Raw genomic sequence first — 23,386 nt, forward strand, 5'->3', positions numbered from 1 at the left:
GCTAGGCGTCGTAGCGGTCCAGAAATTCCTCCGCCGAAAGGGCGCGGAAGTCTGCGAGCGCCGTGCGCAGGCGGTCGTGATCCCAATCCCACCATGAGAGCTTGTCCATGCGCGCACCAACCTCGGGCGTGAAGCGTTCGCGGATCAGCTTCGCCGGCACGCCGCCGACGATCGTGTAGGGCGCGACATCCTTGGAGACGACCGCACCCGCACCGATGACGGCGCCGTTGCCGACCGTGACGCCGGGCAGCACGGTCGCGCCGTGACCGATCCAGACGTCATGGCCGATCACGACGCGATTGTCGCGTCGCCAGGTGAAGAAATCGGTCTCCATATCGGCATCCGGCCAATAGTCGGCGGCGCGATAGGTGAAGTGATGCAGCGTCGCGCGCCATGTCGGATGGTTGGTGGCGTTGATGCGCACCGCGGCGGCGATGTTGACGAACTTGCCGATCGTCGCGCACCACACAGCGCCATCCTGCATGATGTAGGAATAGTCGCCGATCTCAACCTCATCGATGCGGCAGCGATCTGAGACTTCGGTGTAGCGGCCGAGCGTCGAATTGTTGACGCTCGCCGAAGGGCTGATGAAGGGCGTCTCGCCCAGCTTGCGGCTCATGCGGCAGCCTTTCGCGGCGAGAATTGCGAGACGTCGAGAATGCGGCTGCCGACGGCCTCGCGCACCTCTTCGTCATGGAAGATGCCGAGAAGCGCGACCCCTGCCTCCTTCTTCTGCTCGATCATGTCGACGACGACGGCCCGGTTGCGGGCATCGAGCGATGCCGTGGGTTCGTCGAGCAGCAGGATGGCGTGGTCGGTGATGAAACCGCGGGCGATGTTGACACGCTGCTGTTCACCGCCGGAGAAGGTGGCGGGTGGCAGTTGCCAGAGCTCTTCCGGCAGGTTCAGCTGCGCGAGCAGTTCCGCCGCCCGGTCGCGGGCATCATTGACCGTCACGCCACGGGCCAGCAGCGGCTCGGCGACGACATCGATGGCGGCGACGCGCGGCACGGTGCGCAGGAACTGGCTGACATAGCCCATGGTCTGCCGACGGACGTCGAGCACGGTACGCGGATCGGCAGTCGCAAGATCGACGATCTTGCTCTTGTGCATGACGAGGATCTGGCCGCTGTCGACGGCGTAGTTGCCGTAGATCATTTTCAGCAGCGAGCTCTTGCCGATGCCCGACGGACCGCCAAGCACGACGCATTCGCCCGAGGCGACGGAGAAGGAGACATCGGCGACGACAGGCAGGCGAATGCCGTCGCGCAGATGCATGGTGAAGCTCTTGAAGACTTCGGAAACGACGAGTGGGGTTGCCATGTTTCTTCCTCAGACCTGCAGGATCGAAGAGACCAGCAGTTGCGTATAGGGTTCGCGCGGGTCGTCGAGCACGCGGTCGGTGAGACCGTGCTCGATCACCTGTCCATCCTTCATCACCATCATGCGATGCGACAGAAGGCGGGCAACGGCGAGGTCGTGCGTGACGATGATGGCCGAAAGGCCGAGATCGTTGACGAGGCCGCGCACCAGATCGAGCAGGCGCGCCTGCACGGATACGTCGAGACCGCCGGTCGGTTCGTCCATGAAGACGAGGCGGGGGCCGGTCACCAGGTTGCGGGCGATCTGCAGGCGCTGGCGCATGCCGCCCGAGAAGGCGCGCGGCTGGTCGTCGATACGGTCGGCGTCGATTTCCACCCGCTCCAGCCAGTCGATGGCCGTGTTGCGGATATTGCCGTAGTGGCGGTTGCCGATCGCCATCAGCCGCTCGCCGACATTGGCACCGGCCGAAACAGTCATACGCAGGCCGTCTGCCGGGTTCTGATGCACGAAGCCCCAGTCGGTGCGCATCAGGAATCGGCGTTCCGCTTCGTTCATGCGGAAAAGGTCGCGATAGGTCTCGTCGCGCATGTGATATTCGACGCTGCCCGTCGTCGGCAGCAGCCGCGTCGAGATGCAGTTGAGCAGCGTCGTCTTGCCGGAACCGGATTCGCCGACGATGGCGAGGACTTCGCCGGGCCAGAGCTCGAAGGATACGTCGCGGCAGCCGATGCGGCTGCCATAGAATTTCGAGATGTCCTTGACCTTCAGGAGAGGTGAGTCACTCATTCGGCAGCCTCCTTGCCACCAGGCAATCCATCGGATGCGAGCCCATTTGACGCCAGCATGGGGCCGGCATGGCCGTGGGCGCGACGGTCCTCGCAGAAATCGGTATCGGAGCAGACGAACATGCGCCCGCCCTTGTCGTCGAGGATCACCTCGTCGAGATAGACCTGTTCGGCCCCGCAAAGCGCGCAGGGCTTGTCGAAGCGCTGCACTTCGAAGGGATGATCCTCGAAGTCGAGACTGACGACTTCCGTGTAGGGCGGTACGGCATAGATGCGCTTCTCGCGGCCGGCGCCGAACAATTGCAGCGCGTCGGAGAGATGCATTTTCGGATTGTCGAACTTCGGCGTCGGTGACGGATCCATGATGTAGCGGCCGGCAACCTTGACCGGATAATCATAGGTCGTGGCGATGCGACCGTTGCGGGCGATGTCCTCGTAGAGCTTCACATGCATGAGGCCATATTCCTCGAGCGCATGCATTTTGCGCGTTTCGGTCTCGCGCGGCTCCAGGAAGCGTAAAGGTTCCGGGATCGGCACTTGGTAGACCAGCACCTGATTGGAGCCCAGCTTGGCCTCCGGAATGCGGTGGCGCGTCTGGATAATCGTCGCCTCCTCCGTGCGGGTGGTGACGGCAACGTTGGCGACCTTCTGGAAGAAGGCGCGGATGGAGACGGCATTGGTCGTGTCGTCGGCGCCCTGGTCGATGACCTTCAGCACATCATCGGGACCGATGATCGATGCGGTCAGCTGCACGCCGCCGGTGCCCCAGCCATATGGCATCGGCATTTCGCGAGAGGCGAAAGGCACCTGATAGCCGGGAATGGAAATCGCCTTCAGAATGGCGCGACGGATCATCCGTTTGGTCTGCTCGTCGAGATAGGCGAAGTTGTAGGTGGCGAGTGCGGTCATTCGGCTGCCTCCGTCATGGGTTCCATGCCGCGTTCGCGAGCGGCCTCGAAATCGCGGCGCATGCGCCGCACCAGGTCGAGCTCGGCCTGGAAGTCGACATAATGCGGCAGCTTCAGATGTTCGACGAAGCCGGTTGCCTGCACGTTGTCGGAATGGGAGATGACGAATTCCTCGTCCTGAGCCGGTGCAACGATGTCTTCACCGAGCTCCTCGGCGCGAAGCGCGCGGTCGACCAGCGACATGGCCATGGCCTTGCGCTCGCTCTGGCCGAAGACCAGGCCATAGCCGCGGGTGAACTGCGGTGGTGCCTTGGCCGAACCCTTGAACTGATTGACCATCTGGCATTCGGTCACCTGGATGCGGCCGAGCGAGACGGCGAAGCCGAGTTCCGGCACATCGAATTCGACTTCCACTTCACCAATGCGGATTTCGCCGGTGAAGGGATGGTTGCGGCCGTAGCCGCGCTGGGTCGAATAGCCGAGCGCCAGCAGGAAGCCTTCGTCGCCGCGGGCAAGCGCCTGCAGGCGAAGGTCGCGGGTCATCGGGAATTCCATCGGCTCGCGCGTAAGGTCGCCGATCTCGTGATCGACAGGCATAGTGCCGTCGCCTTCGATCAGGCCTTCCTGGCCGAGGATTTCCGAGACGCGCATGACGCGGCCCTGCTCGGCCGGCCGCTGCATCGGTTCGTCCACTGGCTCGTCGGTCAGGAGGCTCGGGTCGAGCAGGCGGTGCGTGTAGTCGAAGGTCGGGCCGAGAAGCTGGCCGCCCGGCAGGTCCTTGTAGGTCGCCGAGATGCGGCGTTCGATCTTCATCGCTGAAGTGTCGAGCGGCTGGGAATAGCCGAAGCGCGGCAGTGTCGTGCGATAGGCTCTGAGCAGGAAGATGGCCTCGATCATGTCGCCGCGCGCCTGACGGACGGCAAGCGCCGCCAGCGTGCGGTCATAAAGCGAGGCCTCGGCCATGACACGGTCGACGGCGAGCGCCAGCTGCGCCACGATCTGGTCGATGCCGACAGCCGGAAGCGAGCGGTCGCCGCGGCGACGGTCGGCCAGCAGCCTGTGAGCATTGGCGATGGCGGCTTCGCCACCCTTTACGGCAACATACATATGTCACATCTCCGTCACGATGATCTTGGCGGTGCGCGGCAGGCCGAGGAATTGCCGGCCCGCCGTCAGGATGAGATCGACGCCGCGCGGGAAGAGGGCGCGATTGTCGTTCCAGATACGCAGCAGCGCATCGGGCAACCCGATCGGGGCGATCATGTTGATGTCCTTGATGCCGGGGCCGGAAAGCGCCAGTTCCTTGCCGCCTTCCAGGCTTTCGATTTCCAGAACCACCGTCGTCGACCGATCGGGATATTCCTGGGTGCCGATGCCGAACTGGCTGAAAGAGGAAAGCGCCATGCCGGCTTCGATAAAGGCAAAATGCGCCTCCAGCCGCTCGGATATGATCGGCGCGCCGGTGTGGAAGGCCAGCCATTCCGGCAGGCTCGATCTTGCCAGGCTGGTGGAAAGCCAGACCGGCGTGTCATGATCGCAAAGGGTAAGGCCGATGGCGCCGGCTGCAATGCCGAGCGGCGCCGGCGGCGCGATATCAGCCGTGACAGTCTGCAGGGTGCCCGGACGCGCCATGGCATCCATCGTCATCTTGAAGACGCTCTGCGCATCGAAAACCGGATCGGTGAAGCCGCCGGTCAAGGCCTCGTTGCCAAAGGTCGGGGTGCTGGAAAGGCTCATCAATCTTCTCCGCGAACCATGGTGAAGAAATCGACGCGGGTGGCGGCCGTCTCTTCGGCGCGCTTGCGATCATAGTCTGCGATGCGTTCGGTGACCGGCTGCAGAAGCGCCTTTTCGACGAAGTCTTTCGTGGCCGGCTGTTGCCAGAGTGCATCGAAGATGGCCGAAAGCCGGACCTTTTCCCGATCCGTGCCAAGCGCGTGTGCGTGGCCGATGGTGTTGGATGCCAGTCGAATGGTGGCGCGCGTCACCGTGACTTCGCCGAGGTTGAAGGGGGAGCCGCCGCCGCCGATGCGACCGCGCACCATGACAAGCCCGGTCTCGGGGCCGCGCACCGGCTGTACCGTCGGCTTGCTCGGCAATGCTTCCCAGGCCGCCTCTAGCTCGTCGCGTTCTGCCTGCGCCAGAAGATCGGCGACGCGCTTGCGTTCCCGACGCTCCTGTGCGGCCGCTTCCTGCCTTTGTGCTGAATTCATCGCGCCTTCCTCTAAATGTCTATTGATATAGACAACCATACAAGATAGTTTTATATTTATTAGTGAGTCGTGACAGGCGTGTGACAGGGCGAGTGGGCAAGATGGCAGGACAGAAGATACAGAGGCAAACGGGCGTGGCGCTCTGGCGGCAGATCGCCGACCGGATTCGCACCTCCATCAATCACGGGGATTTCGACGAAACGGGCATGGTGCCGCCGGAAACGACGCTGGCGCTGCAGTTCGGCGTCAACCGGCACACGATCCGAAGCGCTCTTGCGGCACTCGCCCAGGAAGGGATCGTCAGGGCCGTGCAGGGGCGCGGCACGCTGATCGAGCGCAAGGAGCGACTGAGCTTCCCAATTTCGAGGCGCACGCGATTTTCGCAAGGGATCGGCGATCAGGTGCGCGAAACCCGCAGTGTGTTGCTTGCCGCGGGCGAAGAGGCGGCGACCACGGAATTGGCCCGGCAGCTCAAGATCAAAACCGGTGCTCCCCTCGTGCGGCTCGAAACGCTCGGTCAGGCGGATCATCGCCCGGTATCGCGCGCCACCAGCTGGTTCCCGGCCGATCGTTTCGGCGATATCGCCGAGATCTATCGGACGACCGGGTCAATTACGAAGGCATTCAAGGAGCTTGGCGTACCGGATTATGTCCGCGTCGTCACCGAAATCACCGCGACGCATGCCGACGAAGGCGATCTCACCGATCTGCAGCTGTCCCCCGGCGCCATCGTTCTGGTCGCCCAGGCGCTGAACGCCGATCTCGACAATGTCCCGGTACAATATTCGATTTCCCGCTTCGCTGCCGACAGGGTGCGCTTCACCGTCGAGAATTGATGCTAGGGGCTGGCCCCTCATCCGGCCTCCTGAGTTCATCGAAGGGCGCCCACCTTCTCCCCGCGTGCGGGGAGAAGGGAAAAGAGGCACCATCTGTTGCCTCTCAACCTCGTTGGTATCGAGAATTTACCACAGAAAAGGTCGTTCCCTCTCCCCGTAAAACGGGGAGAGGGTTAGGGTGAGGGACTATTTCAGAGATAATTAGTTAGACGCACTCAATGCGCGCCGGACATGTCGCCGAGGACTTCCTTCGAGGCGACGGTAGAATCGGCCTTGAGCTTGTAGACCATCGGCACGCCGGTCGCGAGGTTGAGCTCGAGGATCTGCGCCTTGCTCAGGCGATCAAGAACCATGACGAGCGAGCGCAGCGAATTGCCGTGGGCAGCGACCAGCACGTTCTGACCGGCGAGAACGCGCGGCAGGATTTCCGTCAGGTAGTAGGGCCAGACGCGGGCGCCGGTGTCGCGCAGGCTTTCGCCGCCGGGCGGGGGAACGTCGTAGGAGCGGCGCCAGATGTGAACCTGCTCTTCGCCCCACTTGGCGCGGGCGTCGTCCTTGTTGAGGCCGGAGAGGTCGCCGTAATCGCGCTCGTTCAGCGCCTGATCCTTGATGGTTTCAAGGCCCTGCTGGCCGATTTCGTCGAGAATGATTTTCAGCGTGTGCTGAGCGCGCGTCAGCGCCGAGGTGAAGGCGATATCGTACTTGATGCCGTAATCGGCCAGTGCCTTGCCGCCCGTCTTGGCCTCTTCGATGCCGAGCGCGGTCAGATCGGGGTCCTTCCAGCCGGTAAAGAGATTCTTCAAATTCCAGTCGCTCTGCCCGTGGCGAACGAGAACGAGAGTGCCGCTCATAAAATTTCTCCTTGATAAAGCAATTCCAGGAAAGGCGCGCAGCGGTTTTCCGTCAGGAATTGCGAGGACAATAAAAGGCCGGAGCGGAGCGGCAGTTCCCAGCCGATCCGCTCCGGGATCGCATCAACGTGTGGAAAGCCCGAGAACATCGAGCATGGAATAAAAGCCGGGTTTCTTGTCGCGCGCCCAGAGCGCTGCCTGCAGTGCGCCGCGGGCAAACAGCGAACGGTCGCCGGCATTGTGCGACAGCGTCAGCCGCTCGCTTTCGCTGGCGAAGATCACCGAGTGATCGCCAACCACGCCGCCGCCGCGCAGGGTCGCAAAGCCGATCGTGCCCGCCGGGCGCGGGCCGGTATGGCCATCGCGCACGCGCACGGAGCTGTCGTTGAGATCGATGCCTCTGCCCTTCGCCGCCGCCTGGCCGAGCAGGAGTGCCGTGCCGGAGGGCGCATCGACCTTGTGACGATGATGCATCTCCAGCACTTCGATGTCCCAGTCGTTCGAGGGGAGTGCGCGTGCGGCCTGCTCGACAAGCACGCTCAGGAGATTGATGCCGAGGCCCATATTGCCTGATTTGACGATACGGGCATGGCGTGCGGCCGCCTTGAATTTGGCTTCATCCTCGTCCGAGCATCCGGTGGTGCCGATGATGTGGACGATGCGTGCCTGTGCGGCCAAGTCGGCGAAGGTGACGCTGGTTGCCGGCGTCGTGAAATCGATGACGCCTTCGGCATGCAGGAAAGCGGCGAGCGGATCGTCGGTGATGGCAACGCCGATCGGCCCAAGCCCGGCGATCTCGCCGGCATCCTTGCCGATGAAGGCGGAGCCGGGACGAGCGACGGCCGCGTGCAGGGTCACGCCGTCGGCTGCATGAATGAGGCGGATGAGAGCCTGTCCCATGCGGCCTGCCGCGCCAACCACCACCAGCTTCATCGCATCGTCGCTCATGTCGTCTCTATCGTCTATTTGCGGGAATTGCTTGATATGGCCGGTAGCTGCAGGTTGTTGAGCCGAGCGTAGAGGCCATTGTCGGCCGTCGCAAGCGTCTCGTGGTTGCCCTCTTCGACAACCCGGCCGTTCTGCATGACCACGATCTTCTCGGCCCGGACAACCGTCGACAGGCGGTGGGCGATGACGACGACCGTGCGGCCGCTCATCGCCTCTTCCAGCGCCTTCTGCACTGCTGCTTCGGATTCCGTGTCGAGCGCCGAGGTCGCCTCGTCCAGAAGCAGGATCGGCGCGTTGCGCACCAGCGCGCGGGCGATCGACAGGCGCTGGCGCTGGCCGCCGGAAAGCGTCACGCCGTTTTCGCCGACCGGCGTATCGTAGCCCATCGGCTGCGCCTCGATGAAATCATGTGCATAGGCAAGGCGCGCCGCTTCCTCGATCTCGGCGTTGGTCGCGTCCGGCCGTCCGTAGCGGATATTGTCGCGGATCGTGCCTTCGAAGAGATAGGGTTGCTGCGAAACATAGGCGAGCTGTTCCCGCAGCGACTGTTTCGTCACATGGGCGATATCCTGCCCGTCGATGAAGATGCTCCCGGCCTTGGGGTCGTAGAAGCGCGGAATGAGATTGATGACCGTGGACTTGCCGGCGCCGGAAGGGCCGACGAGCGCCGTCGTCTGCCCACCCTCGGCAGAGAAGCTGACGCCAGACAGAACTGCCTCGTCGCCATAGGCGAAATGCACGTCGCGGAACTCGATACGGGCCTCGGTCACCTTGAGCGGCTTGGCATCCGGCAGATCGCGCTGGCGCGGCTCCATGTCGAGCAGCTCGTAGATCATCCGCGCATTGACGACGGCGCGTTCCAGCTGCACCTGCAGCTTGGCGAGGCGTCGAGCCGGATCGTAGGCGAGCAGCAGAGAGGTTGCGAAGGAGAAGAACACGCCCGGCGAGACATTGTCGTAGATCGAGCGATAGGCGGCATAGGCAAAGAGGCTGGCGATCGCAAAACCGGCGACGGTTTCGATCAGCGGGCCGTTGCGCTCCGAAAGGCGGGCGATGCGGTTCTGCCGGTGCTCGGCAGCAGTGATCAGCTTGTTGATCTTGCGCTCGAGCTCCTCCTCCATCGTGAAGGCCTTGACGATGGAAACGCCCTGGATGGTTTCCTGCATCGCACCCAGCACATGGCTGTTCAGGACGATGGCATCGCGGGTCGCCGCGCGCAGCCGCTTGGAAATATAGCGCAGCGCAAAGAAGAGCGGCGGTGCGATGATGACGAATGCGATGCTGAGCACCGGATCCTGGAAGACCATGACGCAGAGCAGGGCGACGAAGGTCAGAAGGTCGCGCGCTGTGGACGTGATCGTCAGGTTCATGACGTCGCGGATACCAGAGACGTTCTGGCTGATGCGGGCGGCGAGCTGGGCTGAACGGGCTTCGCTGAAGAAGCCGACCGACAGCGTCATCAGATGCGAATAGAGCCGACGCTGGTAGCGGGCGATAATGTTGTTGCCGATCTTCGACAGGATGACCGACTGGAAATATCCGGCAAAGCCGCGGACCACGAAAACCAGGAAGATGCTGAAACAGATTTTCCAGGCATCGACGATATCGCGCGCGATGAAGGCGCTGTCGATGACCGATTTGACGATATAGCCGATGTAAGCAGTTGAAAGCGCAACGAGGATCAGGCAGGTGATCGCGACGGCATAGCCGCGGATGTGGTCGCGGCCGTTCTCGGCGATAATACGCTTCAGCATGCCGGTAATGGCTTCGCTGTCGACGCTTTTGCTTTTCGGGTCAGGCAATTTCAATAATCGGCTTCCTGTCTTGAACCAAGCGAGCCGCATATGGCACGTGCTTGCGCGGCTCTATTAAAGAGTTAGCACGGCTTTGGCTAGACATGGCTTGCCGCGCTGGTTAAGGCCGATCACGGAGCCGGCCTCACTATAGAGGAAGGCGGTCCCTTCAAAAAGGGATAGCGCGCCGGCTATTTCAGCGCGCCATCGGTTGTTTGCGAGGCGGTTAACGCCGCCAGCGGCGGCCCTCTGTCGCAAGGCCGAAGCTTGCCGGTTTGCGGGCATAGATCGCAAGTCCGGAAAGGGCAGCCAGCGGATTGACGACCACATGGGTCGGGATCGTCTTCATCAATTCGGTGTGCGGCGCCTTGTCCTCGAAGGCGGCGCGGAATTCCGGCTTCTGCAGCGCCGGCAGGATCTTCTGCGGGATGCCGCCGGAAAGATAGACGCCGCCGCGCGCCATGAAGATCATGGCGATATCGCCGGCGACGCGGCCGAGATAGGTGACGAACAGCGTCAAGGTCTCTTCGGCCTGCTTATTGGTGCCGGCAAGCGCGTGGTTGGTGATGTCGGCCGGTTCCTTCAGGTTCGGCTCAATGCCGTCAGCCGCGCAGACGGCATGATAGATGTTCTGCAGCCCGCGGCCGCAGATCACCTGTTCGGCGGAAATGCGGCCTTCGATCGGCTCCAGATGCGGCCAGATCTGCAGGTCGCGTTCCGTGCGCGGACCGATATCGATATGGCCGCCTTCGCCCGGCACGGGCACCCATTGATGCTGGGTATGGACCAGTCCGCCGACACCAAGCCCGGTGCCGGGGCCGAGCACGGCGCGCGATGCGGTCATGTTCCCAGATGCCTGGCCAATGGTCTGACGATGCTCGTCGGAAATCTCGGCGATCGCCAGCGCCTGCGCCTCGAAGTCGTTGATGACGAGCACGTCCTCGATGCCAAGATTGGCGATCATGGTCTTCGGACGGATCACCCAGTCGCAATTGGTCAGCGGAATTTCATCGCCCTGAACGGGGCCGGCCATGGCGAGAATTGCCGAGCGGGGCTGCACCTTGCTGTTTTCAAGAGCAAGTTTGATCGCATCGTCGATTGTCGCGAAGTTCGCCGTCTGTACGACCGGAAAATGCTCCTGCTCGGAGTCCGCATCGGCAAGAATGGAGAAACGCGCATTGGTGCCGCCAATATCGCCGATCAGGATGGGGAAAGGCAGGGGGGCATCGCTGTGATTGAGCTCGGGCATGGCCAGGTCCGTGGTCTGCCGCCGGCAAGGCGGATTAATGGTTCAGTGTTTTGATCAGCCGCTCGGCGGTGGATTCGTTGAGCGCCATCGGAATGTCGTAGAGAACGGCAAGCCGCGTCAATGCCTTCACGTCGACGTCGTGCGGCAAGGGCGTAAGAGGATCGATGAAGAAGATCAGCATGTCGATTTCGCCGGTCGCGATAAGGGCGCCGATCTGCTGATCGCCGCCGAGCGGGCCGCTTTTCAGCCTGACGACCTTGAGGTCGGGGCAGGCATCAAGCACGCGGCCACCCGTCGTGCCGGTCGCAACGATCTTCCAGTGGACAAGGGCTGCCTGGTTGCGCCGTGCGAACTCCGCCATCGCATCTTTTTTCTCATCATGCGCGATCAAGGCGATGCATTTGCTGCCGGCCATGAAATCCTTGCTCCACCCGATGCTTTCAATCGATTTATCCGCCTTCTATACCAAGGGACTGCGTTTTGAAAGACTGCCCGGCAATGACGGCTTGGACCTCATTGCTGCGGGATTTGGCCGGGCGGCGTATCGCCTGAGACCGGCATTGCGTTCGTATCGGCTGAAGCGGCCGCACCCTTGGTACCCGAGGTGGCAGGGCGCGCGGAGGCAACCGAGGGTGCCGCCAACACGGCCTGGCAGGCTTTGGGCAGATCGGAAACCATGACCTCGCGTGGCTTGACCGGTGGCTTGGTGCTGGGCTTCGGCTTCGCCCAGGGCTCGGGTCCGAACCACCAGGCGAGCGTCTTGTCGCAGCCGTCGCCGGCGGCGACCGGCGCCTGCCCCGTGCAGCCGGACGAGCCGGGAGGGCAGCGAAGGCGGATGTGGAAATGCGAGTCGTGCCCATATTCCGGCCGCAGCTTGCCGAGATTGCTGCGATCGCCCGTCCACGTCTCGCACATCTTCTTCTTGATCGCCGGATTGACGAAGATGCGCTCGACTTCGGGGTAACTTGCTGCACGCATCAAGAGGCGGACATGTGCCGGCGTCCAGACCTTGTCGTTGATCGTCAGGAACTTGTCCTTGGCGAGCATGGTGGTGAAGGGCAGGGCCTCGCGCTCCTCGGCCGTCATCTTGCGCCGTGGCATCGGCGTCAGCCAGACATCAGCGTCGAGGCCGATCTGGTGCGAGGCATGGCCGTTGGCCATCGGGCCGCCGCGCGGCTGTGAGATATCGCCGACAAGCAGGCCCGGCCAGCCGTCATTCTTGGCCGCATCGCGCGACAGCCGCTCCAGGAGGCCGATCGTTTCCGGCCGGCCCCAGCGACGATTGCGCGACAGGCGCATGGCCTGCCAGGTCGGGCCGTCAGCCGGAAGCGCGACGGCGCCGGCAAGGCAGCCCTTGGCATAGAAGCCGATCGATTGCGGTGGTCCCTGTGTCGGCAGCGTCACAGCGCCGAAAACGGCCTTGGCGCTGCCGGGTGAAGGGGTGGCCTGCTGTGCCAGCGTATCGCTGGCGACAAGGCCCATTCCGATCATTGTCGCGAGAGAGAATTTGCCGATCGTTCGAAAGGCGCGAGCCAGAAGTGAAGCCATGCATATCCTTGAAAGGCGGTCGGCATTATCCGAAGTGATTTGCGGCGAGACTATCCTGAAAAAGGACGGAAGTTAATCCGCGGCAATCACAAGTCGCCGATGACCGGCCGCCTTCGCTTGCATGGTCGCGGCTTCGTATGGGTCAGTTCGCCAGAATTTCCGCCGTCTTGCGGATGCGCGACAGTCGCGGCAAAACTTTCGTGCAAGCGAAATCCTGCATCTCCTGCGAGAGGGTCGTCACCGCGTCTTCCGCGACGATCACGGCATAATTTGCCGCATAGCCGTCGCGCACGGTCGCTTCCACGCCGAAATTGGTGGCGACACCCGTCAGGATCAGCGTCTTGATGCCGCGGCGGCGAAGCTGCAGATCGAGTTCCGTGCCGTAGAAGGCGCTCCACTGGCGCTTGACGATGGCGACGTCAGGCGTCAGCGCCGACATCTCGGCAGGCGCTTCCAACGCGGCCGGCGGTAAACCTCCCGGGGGAAGCGCGAAGGTTTCGTCAGTCGGCTGATTGACAGCGTCGGCATAGTCCGAGGAAAATCCGACCGTTACGAAAACGGTCGTCCCGCCATCGGCTTTCAGCTTGTTTGCGATGGCGACCGTATTGGCGACGATCTGCTGGGCGGGATAGGGCGCGAGCGGCCGGCTAAGAACGAGGCCTTGCAGGTCGATGGAAATAAGAGCGGTGGTCTTGGGATCGTAAAATGGCATCTGGGGGCTCCGATAAAAACATGAGGATATCCTCACAATGGAAAATATGAGGACAACCTCACAAAAATCAAGTGAAGAATTGAAGACGCGCACGCCGAAGCGGCAGCGCGGCCATGAGCGCGTCATCATTCTGCTTGACGCGGCGGCAAGGGTCTTCGCGCGCAAGGGCTATGACGCTGCAACGATGACGGAGATCGCCGCCGAGGCGCATTCTTCCATCGGCTCGCTCTATCAGTTCTTTCCGACCAAGCCCCTGCTTGCCGAGGCGCTGCATATCGAACGCCTTGAGCGGTTGAAGGCTGGGCTTCGGGAAGTGGCGGAAAGCAGCGCCGGCCTTTCGGCAGCCGATTGCGGCGAGGCGATCTTCGATGCGCTTGGTGTCTTCATGGAAAAGTATCCGGAGCTTTCGGTGCTCGCCGGCCGCCGCGATATTCCCAAGGAGCGGAAGGCGCGTTCGCGTGTCGAGCTGAAGGAACTGATCGCGGATGTCCTGCGGCAGGCCGAGCCGTCGATATCGGACGATGTCGTGTTGATGTCGGGCCTCGTGCTCGAACTGCTGCGCATCGTTGTCGTCGTCGCCGCTGAGCCTGATGCTGTCGAGGACCGCCGTGTGGCCCACGAATTGCGGTTGATGCTGCGCAAACGCCTTGAGGAAGCGGCGGCAAAGGGCTGATTCCAGGAGATGATCTTTGGTGTCGTTGCAAAGAGATGAGTTGTTGCGTCCTGTTTTTTGCCCTCATTTGCCTTATGCTGATTCTAGAAAAATCACAGGAGATCATGAATGGCATTGTCGCGGTTGAAAGCAGGCTTGGTCGTTTCTCTTTTTTGCCTGCTGGCAATGCCGGTATCGTCGAAAGCGGAAGAGCCGCAATTCCGCATCGGCACGGCCATTCTCGGCGACCTTAAATACCAGCCGGGCTTCAAGCATTTCGACTACGTCAATCCGGATGCGCCGAAGGGCGGCGAGGTGAAGCTGTCGAGCAACGGCACGTTCGATACCCTCAATCCGGTATTGTACAAAGGTAATCAGGTAGCGGGGATAAGCGCGCTGGGTGCGGGCCTTGTCTTCGATAGCCTGCTGAAGTCGGCTGATGACGAGATTTCCTCCTCTTACGGATTGCTCGCGGAAGGCGTCTCCTATCCGGACGATATTGCCAGCGCCACCTTCCGCCTGCGGCCGGAGGCAAAATGGGCTGACGGGCAGCCGGTGACGCCCGAGGATGTCGTCTTCAGCTTCGACAAGGCGAAGGAACTCAATCCACTCTTCACCAGCTACTACAGCCATGTGACGCGTGCCGAAAAGACCGGCGATCGCGATGTGACCTTCTATTTCGATGAGAAGAACAATCGCGAGCTGCCTTCAATTCTCGGCCAATTCCCGATCGTGCCGAAGCATTGGTGGGAAGGCACGGGGCCGGATGGCAAGCCGCGCGACATCTCCCGGACCACGCTCGAGCCAGTCATGGGGTCCGGACCCTACAAAATCGCTTCGGTCTCGCCTGGCTCCACCATCCGATATGAATTGCGCGACGATTATTGGGGCAAGGACTTGCCCGTCAATGTCGGCGAGAACAATTTCAAGTCGATCTCCTACACCTACTTCGCCGACAATGATGTGGAGTTCGAGGCCTTCCGTGGCGGTACCATCGACTATTGGCAGGACAACGTCGCAAGTCGCTGGGTCACCGGCTATGATTTCCCCGCTGCCAAGGACGGCCGCATCAAGCGCGAGGAAGTGCCCAATCCGTTGCGTGCCACCGGCGTTATGCAGGCATTGGTGCCCAATATGCGTCGCGACCAATTCAAGGACGAGCGTGTTCGCGAGGCGTTGAACTATGCCTTCGATTTCGAGGAGCTCAATCGCACGATCGCTTTCAATCAGTACAGCCGCATCAACAGCTTCTTCTTCGGCACGAAGCTGGCCTCGTCCGGGCTGCCCCAGGGCGATGAGCTGAATATCTTGAACGAGATTAAGGACAAGGTTCCCGCCGAGGTCTTCACCACCCCCTATTCCAATCCTGTGGGCGGTGATCCTCAGAAGTCTCGCGACAATCTGCGCAAGGCGCTCGATCTGTTCAAGCAGGCAGGATATGTTCTCAAGGGCAACCAGATGATCAACGCCCAGACGAACAAACCGCTCTCCATCGAAATTCTGCTCGGTAGCCCCTTCGTGGAAAAATGGGTCCTTCCCTACACGCAGAACCTCAAGAAGATCGGTATCAACGCCACCGTGCGCACGGTCGATTCATCGCAATACATCAACCGTGTCCAAAATTTCGACTATGACATGATCTGGACGGTCTGGGCTCAAACGCTGAATCCCGGCAATGAGCAGATCGATTTTTGGGGCACCGCCTCCGCCACTCGTTCCGGTTCACGCAATTTTGCCGGCATTTCCGATCCCGGTATCGATGCCCTCATCAAGAAGGTCATCTTCGCCAAGGACGTTGCAGAAAAGGATGCGACCGCCAAGGCCCTCGATCGAGTCCTACTCGCCCACCATTATGTGGTGCCGCTGTTCTACACGACTAGCTTCCACATCGCTTATTGGGACAAGTTCCAACATCCGGCACAGTTGCCTGAATATTCGATCGGCTTCCCCGATGTCTGGTGGTCGAAAAGCGCCGGAAAGTGAGCCTCTCTTGCAATAAGGGGCCGCTAGGCTCCAAATGCTCGGGGTTGATTCGGGATGGTTTCAAGCTGACATGACTGCGCCGGTCTCAAATCCGGTGGAAGGGAATATGATTTGATCGAGAGACGGATTGAGGCGAGGCGGAGCATACCCCTCTTCAGGGGAGCGGCGGACTGATGGGCGCCTATATTCTGCGACGTCTCCTGCTGATGATCCCGACCATCGTCGGCATCATGGCCATTTCCTTCACCATCGTGCAGTTTGCGCCGGGCGGCCCGGTCGAGCAGGTCATTGCGCAGCTGACCGGGCAGGGCGACAATGCCACCGGCCGCCTGTCCGGCGGCACCGACATGCTGGCCCAGCAATCCCTGGATGACAGCAGCTCGAAATATCGTGGCGCGCAGGGACTCGACCCCGAGCTGATTGCCAAGCTCGACAAGCAGTTCGGCTTCGACAAGCCGCCGCTCGAACGCTTCGGCCAGATGATGTGGAACTATATCCGCTTCGATTTCGGCGAGAGCTTCTTCCGCAACACCACGGTCATCGACCTGATCGCCCAGAAGCTGCCGGTGTCGATCTCGCTCGGCATCTGGATCCTGATCTTTTCCTATGCCATCTCCATTCCGCTCGGCATCCGCAAGGCGGTGCAGGATGGATCGACCTTCGATGTCTGGACGTCGGGCATCATTATCATCGGCTATGCAGTCCCGAGCTTCCTCTTTGGCATCATGCTGATCGTGCTCTTTGCCGGCGGCTCCTTCTTCGACTGGTTCCCGCTGCGCGGCCTCGTCTCGGATAATTTCGCCGACCTCAACTGGTGGCAGAAGATCCTCGATTATCTTTGGCACTTGGTGCTGCCGCTGATTTCGCTGTCGCTCGCCGCCTTCGCCACGACGACGCTGCTTACCAAGAATTCCTTCATCGAAGAGATCAAAAAGCAATATGTCATCACTGCCCGCGCCAAGGGTCTTTCCGAACGGCGCGTGCTCTATGGTCACGTCTTCCGTAACGCCATGCTCATCGTCATCGCCGGCTTTCCCGGCGCCTTCATCTCCGCCTTCTTCACCGGCTCGCTGCTGATCGAGAATATCTTCTCGCTCGATGGCCTGGGACGCTTGAGCTATCTCTCCGTCGTCCAGCGCGATTATCCGGTGGTCTTTGCGACGCTCTTCATCTTCTCGCTGCTCGGCCTCGTCGTCAGCCTCGTCTCCGACCTGATCTACACCTGGATCGATCCGCGCATCGACTTCGAGCGGAGGGACGTGTGATGGACGCAGCCAACCAGCAGGCAATTCCGACGACTGTGAAGCCGCCGCGCAAGGGCCTGTTCTCGCCGACCAACGCGCGCCGCTGGGAGAACTTCAAGGCAAACCGCCGCGGCTACTGGTCGCTTTGGATTTTCCTGGTTCTCTTCATTCTCAGCCTCGGTGCTGAATTCATCGTCAACGACCGGCCGATCCTCGTTTCCTACAAGGACGAGATCCTGACGCCGGTCTTCGTCGATTATCCCGAGGAGAAATTCGGCGGCTTCCTGGCGCAGACGGATTATCGCGCCCCGGATATTCAGGACGAGATCAACGCCCATGGCTGGATGATCTGGCCGCCGATCCACTATTCCTACCAGACCGCCAACTCCAACCTGCCCAAGGGCATGTCGGCGCCGACGCCGCCTTTCTGGGCGATGAACAAGGAGGCACGCTGCTCGGGCTACGCAGCTGGTACTGCCGATCCGAACTGCAACTGGAGCAATTTCAACTGGCTCGGCACCGATGACCAAGCCCGCGACGTGCTTGCTCGCCTGATCTACGGCTTCCGCATCTCGGTGCTGTTCGGCCTGGCGCTTACTATCTGCTCGGCCGTCGTCGGGGTCTGCGCCGGTGCGATACAGGGCTATTTCGGCGGCTGGACGGATCTCTTGATGCAGCGTTTCATCGAGATCTGGTCGTCCATGCCGGTGCTCTACATCCTGCTGATCATAGCATCGGTGCTGCCGCCCGGCTTCTTCATCCTGCTCGGCATCTTGCTTTTGTTTTCCTGGGTGGGGCTCGTCGGCGTCGTGCGCGCCGAATTCCTGCGGGCGCGCAATTTCGAATATGTGCGCGCCGCCCGCGCGCTCGGCGTCAACAACCGCACCATCATGTACCGCCACCTGCTGCCGAACGCGATGGTCGCGACGCTGACCTTCGTTCCCTTCATCCTGTCGGGCTCGATCTCCACGCTGACCTCGCTGGATTTCTTAGGCTTTGGCATGCCGCCCGGCTCGCCGTCGCTGGGTGAGATGATCGCCCAGGGCAAATCCAACCTGCAGGCTCCCTGGCTGGGGCTGTCGGCCTTCTTCACCATGTCGATCATGCTGTCGCTGCTGATTTTCATCGGCGAGGCCGTGCGCGACGCCTTTGATCCGAGGAAGACGTTCCGATGAGCGAAAACTCCACTCCGCTATTGTCCGTCCGCAATCTGTCCGTCGCCTTTCATCAGGGTGGGCAGACCTCGATCGCCGTCGACGGCGTTTCCTTCGATATCCATCGGGGCGAGGTCGTGGCGCTGGTCGGCGAATCCGGTTCCGGCAAATCGGTCTCGGCCAACTCGATCCTGAAGCTTTTGCCCTATCCGGCCGCAAGCCACCCCTCCGGCGAGATCCTGTTCAAGGGCAAGGACCTGCTGAAGGCATCGGACAACGAACTGCGCGCCGTGCGCGGCAACGACATCACGATGATCTTTCAGGAGCCGATGACCTCGCTCAATCCGCTCCACTCGATCGAGAAGCAGATCACCGAGATTCTGGCCCTGCATCAGGGCATGGTGGGCGAGGCCGCCCGTAATCGCACGCTGGAGCTCCTGAATCAGGTCGGCATCCGCGAGCCGGAAAAGCGCCTCAAGGCCTATCCGCACGAACTGTCAGGCGGCCAGCGCCAGCGCGTGATGATCGCCATGGCGCTTGCCAACCGCCCGGAATTGCTGATTGCCGACGAGCCGACGACGGCGCTCGACGTCACAGTGCAGGCGCAGATCCTCGAGCTGCTGCGTGATCTCAAGGGTACGCACGGCATGTCGATGCTGTTCATCACCCACGATCTCGGCATCGTCCGCAAATTCGCCGACCGCGTCTGCGTGATGACCAAGGGCCACATTGTCGAAACCGGCACGGTGGAGGACGTCTTCACGAGGCCGCAGCATGACTATACCCGTCATCTGCTGGCCGCCGAGCCGCGCGGCGAACCGCCGGTAAGCGATGCGAACAAGCCCGTCGTCATGGAAGGCAGCGACATCCGCGTCTGGTTCCCGATCAAGGCCGGCTTCATGCGCAAGGTCGTCGATCATGTGAAGGCGGTCGACGGCATCGATCTGAAGCTCCGGGCCGGCCAGACGCTTGGCGTCGTCGGCGAATCCGGCTCGGGCAAGACGACGCTTGGTCTGGCGCTCGCCCGCCTCATTTCCTCGCGAGGCCGTATCGCCTTCGTCGGCAAGGATATAGCGGGCTATTCGTTCCGCGAAATGCGGCCGCTGCGCAACCAGCTGCAGGTGGTCTTCCAGGACCCCTATGGGTCGCTGAGCCCGCGCATGTCGGTCGGCGAAATCATCGCCGAGGGGCTCAAGGTGCACGAACGGTCGCTTTCGGCCGACGAGCGTGACGAGCGCGTCTGTTGGGCGCTGGAGGAGGTGGGTCTCGATCCCTCCACCCGCTGGCGCTTCCCGCACGAATTCTCCGGCGGCCAGCGCCAGCGCATCGCCATTGCCCGCGCCATGGTGCTGAAGCCGCGCTTCGTCATGTTGGACGAGCCGACTTCGGCGCTCGACATGAGCGTGCAGGCACAGGTTGTCGATCTGCTGCGCGACCTGCAGAAGAAGCACGATCTTGCCTATCTCTTTATCAGCCACGATCTGAAGGTGGTGAAGGCGCTTGCCAATGAGCTGATCGTCATGCGCTTCGGCAAGGTGGTTGAGCAGGGCGCTTCGGCCGATATCTTCCGCGCGCCGAAAGAAGATTACACCAAGGCGCTTCTCGCCGCTGCATTCAACATCGAGGCGGTGCCGACCGCCGCCATCCAGCAATGAAGGCCACCGCCATGCCGGCCAAAAGCCCCGTTCTTGTCGATCTCAAGTTCGACCCTGCAACCGTTGCCAAGTCGCTCGAAACGGCCTTTGCCGATCGCGGCAGCATCAATCTGGCCGATCCCGCCAGCAAGGGCATTGATCTCTCCCATGTCGATTATGCGCTTTTGTGGAAGCCGGATGCCGATCTTTTCGAGCGCGCACCCAATCTCAAGGTGATCTTCTCGGGTGGCGCCGGTGTCGATTCGATGATGTCGATCGCTGGCCTGCCTGACGTTCCGATGGTCCGTTTCGTCGATCGCAGCCTGACGGTGCGCATGAGCGAATGGGTCGTCATGCAGTGCCTGATGCATCTGCGCGACGTGCAGGGGCACTTCAGGAACCAGCGACAGCACGTCTGGGCGCCGCAGCATGGTCCGGAAGCCGCTGACGTCACCGTCGGCGTCATGGGTCTCGGCGTTCTCGGCTGCGATGCCGCCGCGAAATTGAAAGTCATGGGCTTCAACGTCATCGGCTGGTCCCGGAGCAAGAAAGAGATCGACGGCATGGAAACCTTCGACGCCGGCGGGCTCGATGCCTTTCTGGCGCGCACGGATATCCTCGTCGGCCTCTTGCCGCTGACGCCGGATACGACCGGGATCTACAACGCCTCGCTCTTTTCCAAGCTGCACCGCAACGGACCGCTCGGCAAGCCGGTCTTCATCAACGCTGGCCGTGGCAAGAGCCAGGTTCAGGCCGATATCGCTTCGGCTGTTCGTACCGGCATTCTCGGCGGTGCCTCGCTCGATGTCTTCGCCGTCGAACCGCTTTCGGCGGACGATCCGCTCTGGGGCCTGGAAAATGTCATCATCACGCCGCATGACTCCGCTGTATCGGACGAAAAGGCACTGATGCGCCATGTCGAGGAACAGATCGCCCGCTTCGAACGCGGTGAACTGCTGCAGCATCTGGTAGATCGCAGCCGGGGTTACTAAGTCTATCCTCGGATGGCGGTGATCGGAGCCTGATGCCTCGACTGTTGCCGGCAAAATGCGACCCCATTTGCTCTGGTATCAATTTTCTTTCAGCGACTGGACTTTCGCTCAACATTTTTTGATAACAGGGCGCTAGATACGCATGCCGGCACGACGCCGGCGAGAAGCATGACGTCCGCAGGGCAGGAGACGGGGCAGGAACGACATGACCAAGACGGATATCGCCACCCGCGTCTATAACCATACCTGGAAGCTCGATCCGATTGTTCGCAGTCTGATCGATACGGATTTCTATAAGCTTCTGATGCTGCAGATGATCTGGAAGCTTTACCCGGATGTCGACGCCACCTTCTCGCTCATCAATCGCACCAAGAGCGTTCGTCTTGCCGAAGTGATCGACGAGAAGGAGTTGCGCGAGCAGCTCGATCATGCCCGAACGCTTCGCCTCTCCAAAAAGGAGATGATCTGGCTGGCGGGTAACAGCTTCTACGGTCGTGCCCAGATCTTCGAGCCCGAATTCCTCGCCTGGCTGTCGAATTTCCAGTTGCCGGAATACGAGCTGTCGAAGCGCGACGGTCAGTATATCCTTGATTTCCACGGTTCGTGGAAGGAAACGACGATGTGGGAAATCCCCGCACTCGCCATCATCAACGAGCTTCGTTCGCGCACGGCGCTGAAGGCGCTCGGCCCCTTCACGCTCGATGTCCTCTATGCCCGCGCCAAGGCCAAGATGTGGGAAAAGGTGGAGCGGCTGCGGGAACTGCCGGGCCTGCGCATCTCGGATTTCGGCACCCGCCGCCGCCACAGCTTCCTCTGGCAGCGTTGGTGCGTCGAGGCGTTGAAGGAAGGCGTGCCCCATGCCTTCACCGGCACCAGCAACGTGCTGCTCGCCATGGACTCCGATCTCGAAGCCGTCGGCACCAATGCCCATGAGCTGCCGATGGTCGCAGCAGCACTTGCCAAGAATGACGAAGAGCTTGGCAAGGCGCCATACAAGGTGCTGCGTGACTGGAATCGCCTCTATGGCGGCAATCTTCTCGTGGTGTTGCCGGATGCCTTCGGCACCGCCTCCTTCCTGCGCAACGCGCCGGAATGGGTGGCCGACTGGACCGGCTTCCGCCCCGACAGCGCTCCTCCGATCGAAGGCGGCGAGAAGATCATCGACTGGTGGAAGAAGATGGGCCGCGACCCACGCCAGAAGCTGCTGATCTTCTCCGACGGCCTCGACGTCGATGCCATCATCGATACCTACAGACATTTCGACGGCCGCGTGCGCATGAGCTTCGGCTGGGGCACCAACCTGACCAATGATTTCGCCGGTTGCGCGCCGACCGAACTCAAGGGCCTCAACCCGATCTCGATCGTCTGCAAGGTCATCGAGGCCAACGGTCGCCCGGCCGTCAAGCTCTCCGACAATCCACAGAAGGCGACCGGCGAGCCTGCGGAAGTCGAGCGTTACCTGAAGTTCTTCGGCGCGGAAGATCGTGTCGATCAGGAAGTACTTGTCTGAGGCTTTTGCGGGTAAGTCGCCTTAACGGCTAGTGGCGGATGGCGGCTTCCATCCGGGCAACGCGCCGGAAAAGCGTCCAGCGGCCGTTTTCCCAGCGATACTGATCCGGCGAAATAACATAAGGCACGTCGCTGAGGTCGGCGCTGATCAGCTCCAGAAGCTGCAGGCCTTCAACGTCATTCTCATGCGTGAAGAACACCTTGTCGCGGGACAGGAAGGCGGCGATCGGCGCGACGCCGCCGGATTGCTCCTGCACCTGAGCCCAGAAATTCGGCAGGAAAGCGATGCTGGATTCGAACTGGCCATCCACTTCGACATATTGGAACCGGCTGCGTTTGGCGATCTGAACGCCGGTCTTGGCGAGAAATTTCTGCAGATTGGCCTGCGCCATCTCGGCAAGTTCCCTGGCATCGATGCCCCAGTCGTCGAGTGCCTCGGCCATAACGTAGTTGACCGTCGTCTCGCCGTTGACAACAAAGAGCTTGATCAGGTTTTCGGCCTCGTCGAGATAGACGAATTGTGGCGGATTGGGCTCGTCCTTGACGGCCTGCATCATCTGCTGCCGCGCAACCTCGACGAAATCGCGTGCTTTCAGGACCGGCAGCACCTTGGCGAGCTCGCCGCTGTCAACCATGGCTTCCGTCATGTTGAGGTAATTGAGGAGTGCCTGCGCGCGCGCCTGTCCGCGCTTTTCGCGCAGAGCCAGTAGCGCATTGCTCAGGAATTTCGTCATCGTGTCGCCGTTGCGGTTGTGTAGCGTCAGGCTGCCGGCAGCAGGATCGTAGTCGACGCGGATCAGGTCGCCGAAGAACGGCAGCCGCTCCTGTAGATAGGCGGCAAAGGCTGCTTCATCCTGCAAGGCTTCGTCGGGAATATTGAGATCGAGCGTTTTGGTGGCGGCCGTGCTCTCGGGCTCCGGCATCGAGAAGGTTTGGCCGCGACGCATCTCCGCGCGCTTGCCTTTGCCGAAGAGCCTTTTCAGGAAATTGAACACGCGCATCCCCGAGTACTGAACGGTATCGCCGCAGAACCTAGCGCGGCTGTCCTTGCG

23 protein-coding genes are annotated in these 23,386 nt (G+C 61.5%); 8 read left to right on the top strand and 15 right to left on the bottom strand.

Going from position 1 to position 23,386, the window contains the following annotated elements; genetic code table 11:
* Window position 1: 1 nt before the first annotated feature.
* Genes AC13Q5_RS31165 through phnG form a run of 7 tightly spaced genes read right to left on the bottom strand, consistent with a single transcriptional unit; the run spans window position 2 to window position 5,229 of the window.
* Window positions 2-619, bottom strand: coding sequence for a DapH/DapD/GlmU-related protein (locus AC13Q5_RS31165; RefSeq protein WP_457880988.1), 618 nt, complete (start codon window positions 617-619; stop codon window positions 2-4).
* Window positions 616-1,323 carry a phosphonate C-P lyase system protein PhnL gene (gene phnL, locus AC13Q5_RS31170; protein WP_075856436.1) on the bottom strand — a complete coding sequence of 236 codons (708 nt, stop codon included), beginning with the start codon at window positions 1,321-1,323 and terminating at the stop codon, window positions 616-618. Before phnL ends, AC13Q5_RS31165 begins: the two co-directional genes overlap by 4 nt.
* Window positions 1,324-1,332: 9 nt before the next feature.
* Window positions 1,333-2,109: a phosphonate C-P lyase system protein PhnK gene (gene phnK, locus AC13Q5_RS31175; RefSeq protein ID WP_037155357.1), complete on the bottom strand. Its 777-nt coding sequence runs from the start codon at window positions 2,107-2,109 to the stop codon at window positions 1,333-1,335.
* Window positions 2,106-3,017 (bottom strand): alpha-D-ribose 1-methylphosphonate 5-phosphate C-P-lyase PhnJ, encoded by a 912-nt coding sequence (locus tag AC13Q5_RS31180; protein ID WP_457880987.1) that lies wholly within the window; start codon window positions 3,015-3,017, stop codon window positions 2,106-2,108. The genes phnK and AC13Q5_RS31180 overlap by 4 nt, the downstream gene beginning before the upstream one ends.
* Entirely contained in the window at window positions 3,014-4,123 is a 1,110-nt protein-coding gene (locus AC13Q5_RS31185) for a carbon-phosphorus lyase complex subunit (protein WP_457880986.1), read from the bottom strand. The genes AC13Q5_RS31180 and AC13Q5_RS31185 overlap by 4 nt, the downstream gene beginning before the upstream one ends.
* 3 nt (window positions 4,124-4,126) lie before the next feature.
* The gene (gene phnH, locus AC13Q5_RS31190; RefSeq protein ID WP_488504290.1) at window positions 4,127-4,753 is read right to left on the bottom strand and encodes a phosphonate C-P lyase system protein PhnH; all 627 of its coding nucleotides are present in this window, start codon (window positions 4,751-4,753) and stop codon (window positions 4,127-4,129) included.
* Window positions 4,753-5,229, bottom strand: coding sequence for a phosphonate C-P lyase system protein PhnG (gene phnG / locus AC13Q5_RS31195; RefSeq protein ID WP_488504291.1), 477 nt, complete (start codon window positions 5,227-5,229; stop codon window positions 4,753-4,755). Before phnG ends, phnH begins: the two co-directional genes overlap by 1 nt.
* Window positions 5,230-5,330: 101 nt before the next feature.
* Here phnG and phnF point away from each other — a divergent pair, with 101 nt between their 5' ends.
* Window positions 5,331-6,065 (top strand): phosphonate metabolism transcriptional regulator PhnF, encoded by a 735-nt coding sequence (phnF, locus tag AC13Q5_RS31200; protein WP_488504292.1) that lies wholly within the window; start codon window positions 5,331-5,333, stop codon window positions 6,063-6,065.
* Window positions 6,066-6,280: 215 nt separating this feature from the next.
* Here the strand turns inward: phnF and AC13Q5_RS31205 are convergent, their stop codons facing one another.
* From AC13Q5_RS31205 to AC13Q5_RS31235, 7 genes are all read right to left on the bottom strand, one after another.
* Window positions 6,281-6,916, bottom strand: coding sequence for a 2,3-bisphosphoglycerate-dependent phosphoglycerate mutase (locus AC13Q5_RS31205; RefSeq protein WP_488504293.1), 636 nt, complete (start codon window positions 6,914-6,916; stop codon window positions 6,281-6,283).
* Between the two features lie 123 nt (window positions 6,917-7,039).
* Complete coding sequence (dapB, locus tag AC13Q5_RS31210) at window positions 7,040-7,864, bottom strand: 4-hydroxy-tetrahydrodipicolinate reductase (protein WP_075856429.1); 825 nt, start codon at window positions 7,862-7,864, stop codon at window positions 7,040-7,042.
* A gap of 14 nt (window positions 7,865-7,878) precedes the next feature.
* A complete protein-coding gene (locus AC13Q5_RS31215; RefSeq protein WP_425298726.1) occupies window positions 7,879-9,618 on the bottom strand; it encodes an ABC transporter ATP-binding protein in 1,740 nt (579 codons plus the stop codon).
* A 265-nt stretch (window positions 9,619-9,883) separates the two neighbouring features.
* Window positions 9,884-10,906: a glucokinase gene (locus tag AC13Q5_RS31220; RefSeq protein WP_075856427.1), complete on the bottom strand. Its 1,023-nt coding sequence runs from the start codon at window positions 10,904-10,906 to the stop codon at window positions 9,884-9,886.
* A 34-nt stretch (window positions 10,907-10,940) separates the two neighbouring features.
* Entirely contained in the window at window positions 10,941-11,321 is a 381-nt protein-coding gene (locus AC13Q5_RS31225) for a methylglyoxal synthase (RefSeq protein ID WP_488504294.1), read from the bottom strand.
* A gap of 98 nt (window positions 11,322-11,419) precedes the next feature.
* Entirely contained in the window at window positions 11,420-12,454 is a 1,035-nt protein-coding gene (gene mepA / locus AC13Q5_RS31230) for a penicillin-insensitive murein endopeptidase (RefSeq protein WP_488504295.1), read from the bottom strand.
* A 142-nt stretch (window positions 12,455-12,596) separates the two neighbouring features.
* The gene (locus AC13Q5_RS31235) at window positions 12,597-13,166 is read right to left on the bottom strand and encodes an isochorismatase family protein (RefSeq protein ID WP_488504296.1); all 570 of its coding nucleotides are present in this window, start codon (window positions 13,164-13,166) and stop codon (window positions 12,597-12,599) included.
* A gap of 37 nt (window positions 13,167-13,203) precedes the next feature.
* Here AC13Q5_RS31235 and AC13Q5_RS31240 point away from each other — a divergent pair, with 37 nt between their 5' ends.
* From AC13Q5_RS31240 to pncB, 7 genes are all read left to right on the top strand, one after another.
* Window positions 13,204-13,839 (top strand): TetR/AcrR family transcriptional regulator, encoded by a 636-nt coding sequence (locus tag AC13Q5_RS31240; protein ID WP_488504297.1) that lies wholly within the window; start codon window positions 13,204-13,206, stop codon window positions 13,837-13,839.
* A 108-nt stretch (window positions 13,840-13,947) separates the two neighbouring features.
* A complete protein-coding gene (locus tag AC13Q5_RS31245; protein ID WP_075856422.1) occupies window positions 13,948-15,801 on the top strand; it encodes an extracellular solute-binding protein in 1,854 nt (617 codons plus the stop codon).
* A gap of 173 nt (window positions 15,802-15,974) precedes the next feature.
* Window positions 15,975-17,066 (top strand): microcin C ABC transporter permease YejB, encoded by a 1,092-nt coding sequence (locus AC13Q5_RS31250; protein ID WP_075856421.1) that lies wholly within the window; start codon window positions 15,975-15,977, stop codon window positions 17,064-17,066.
* Complete coding sequence (locus AC13Q5_RS31255; protein ID WP_488504299.1) at window positions 17,066-18,220, top strand: ABC transporter permease; 1,155 nt, start codon at window positions 17,066-17,068, stop codon at window positions 18,218-18,220. Before AC13Q5_RS31250 ends, AC13Q5_RS31255 begins: the two co-directional genes overlap by 1 nt.
* Window positions 18,217-19,854, top strand: a complete 1,638-nt coding sequence (locus AC13Q5_RS31260; protein WP_488504300.1) for an ABC transporter ATP-binding protein — start codon at window positions 18,217-18,219, stop codon at window positions 19,852-19,854. The genes AC13Q5_RS31255 and AC13Q5_RS31260 overlap by 4 nt, the downstream gene beginning before the upstream one ends.
* An 11-nt stretch (window positions 19,855-19,865) precedes the next feature.
* Complete coding sequence (locus tag AC13Q5_RS31265) at window positions 19,866-20,825, top strand: 2-hydroxyacid dehydrogenase (protein WP_488504301.1); 960 nt, start codon at window positions 19,866-19,868, stop codon at window positions 20,823-20,825.
* Between the two features lie 205 nt (window positions 20,826-21,030).
* On the top strand, window positions 21,031-22,335 hold the full coding sequence (gene pncB / locus AC13Q5_RS31270; protein WP_075856418.1) for a nicotinate phosphoribosyltransferase: 1,305 nt from the start codon (window positions 21,031-21,033) through the stop codon (window positions 22,333-22,335).
* Between the two features lie 28 nt (window positions 22,336-22,363).
* On the opposite strand, the gene AC13Q5_RS31275 is transcribed toward pncB, so the two are convergent.
* Entirely contained in the window at window positions 22,364-23,329 is a 966-nt protein-coding gene (locus tag AC13Q5_RS31275; RefSeq protein ID WP_488504302.1) for a DUF1444 domain-containing protein, read from the bottom strand.
* Window positions 23,330-23,386 lie beyond the last annotated feature (57 nt).

This window comes from Martinezella sp. CNPSo 3964 (assembly GCF_057784375.1).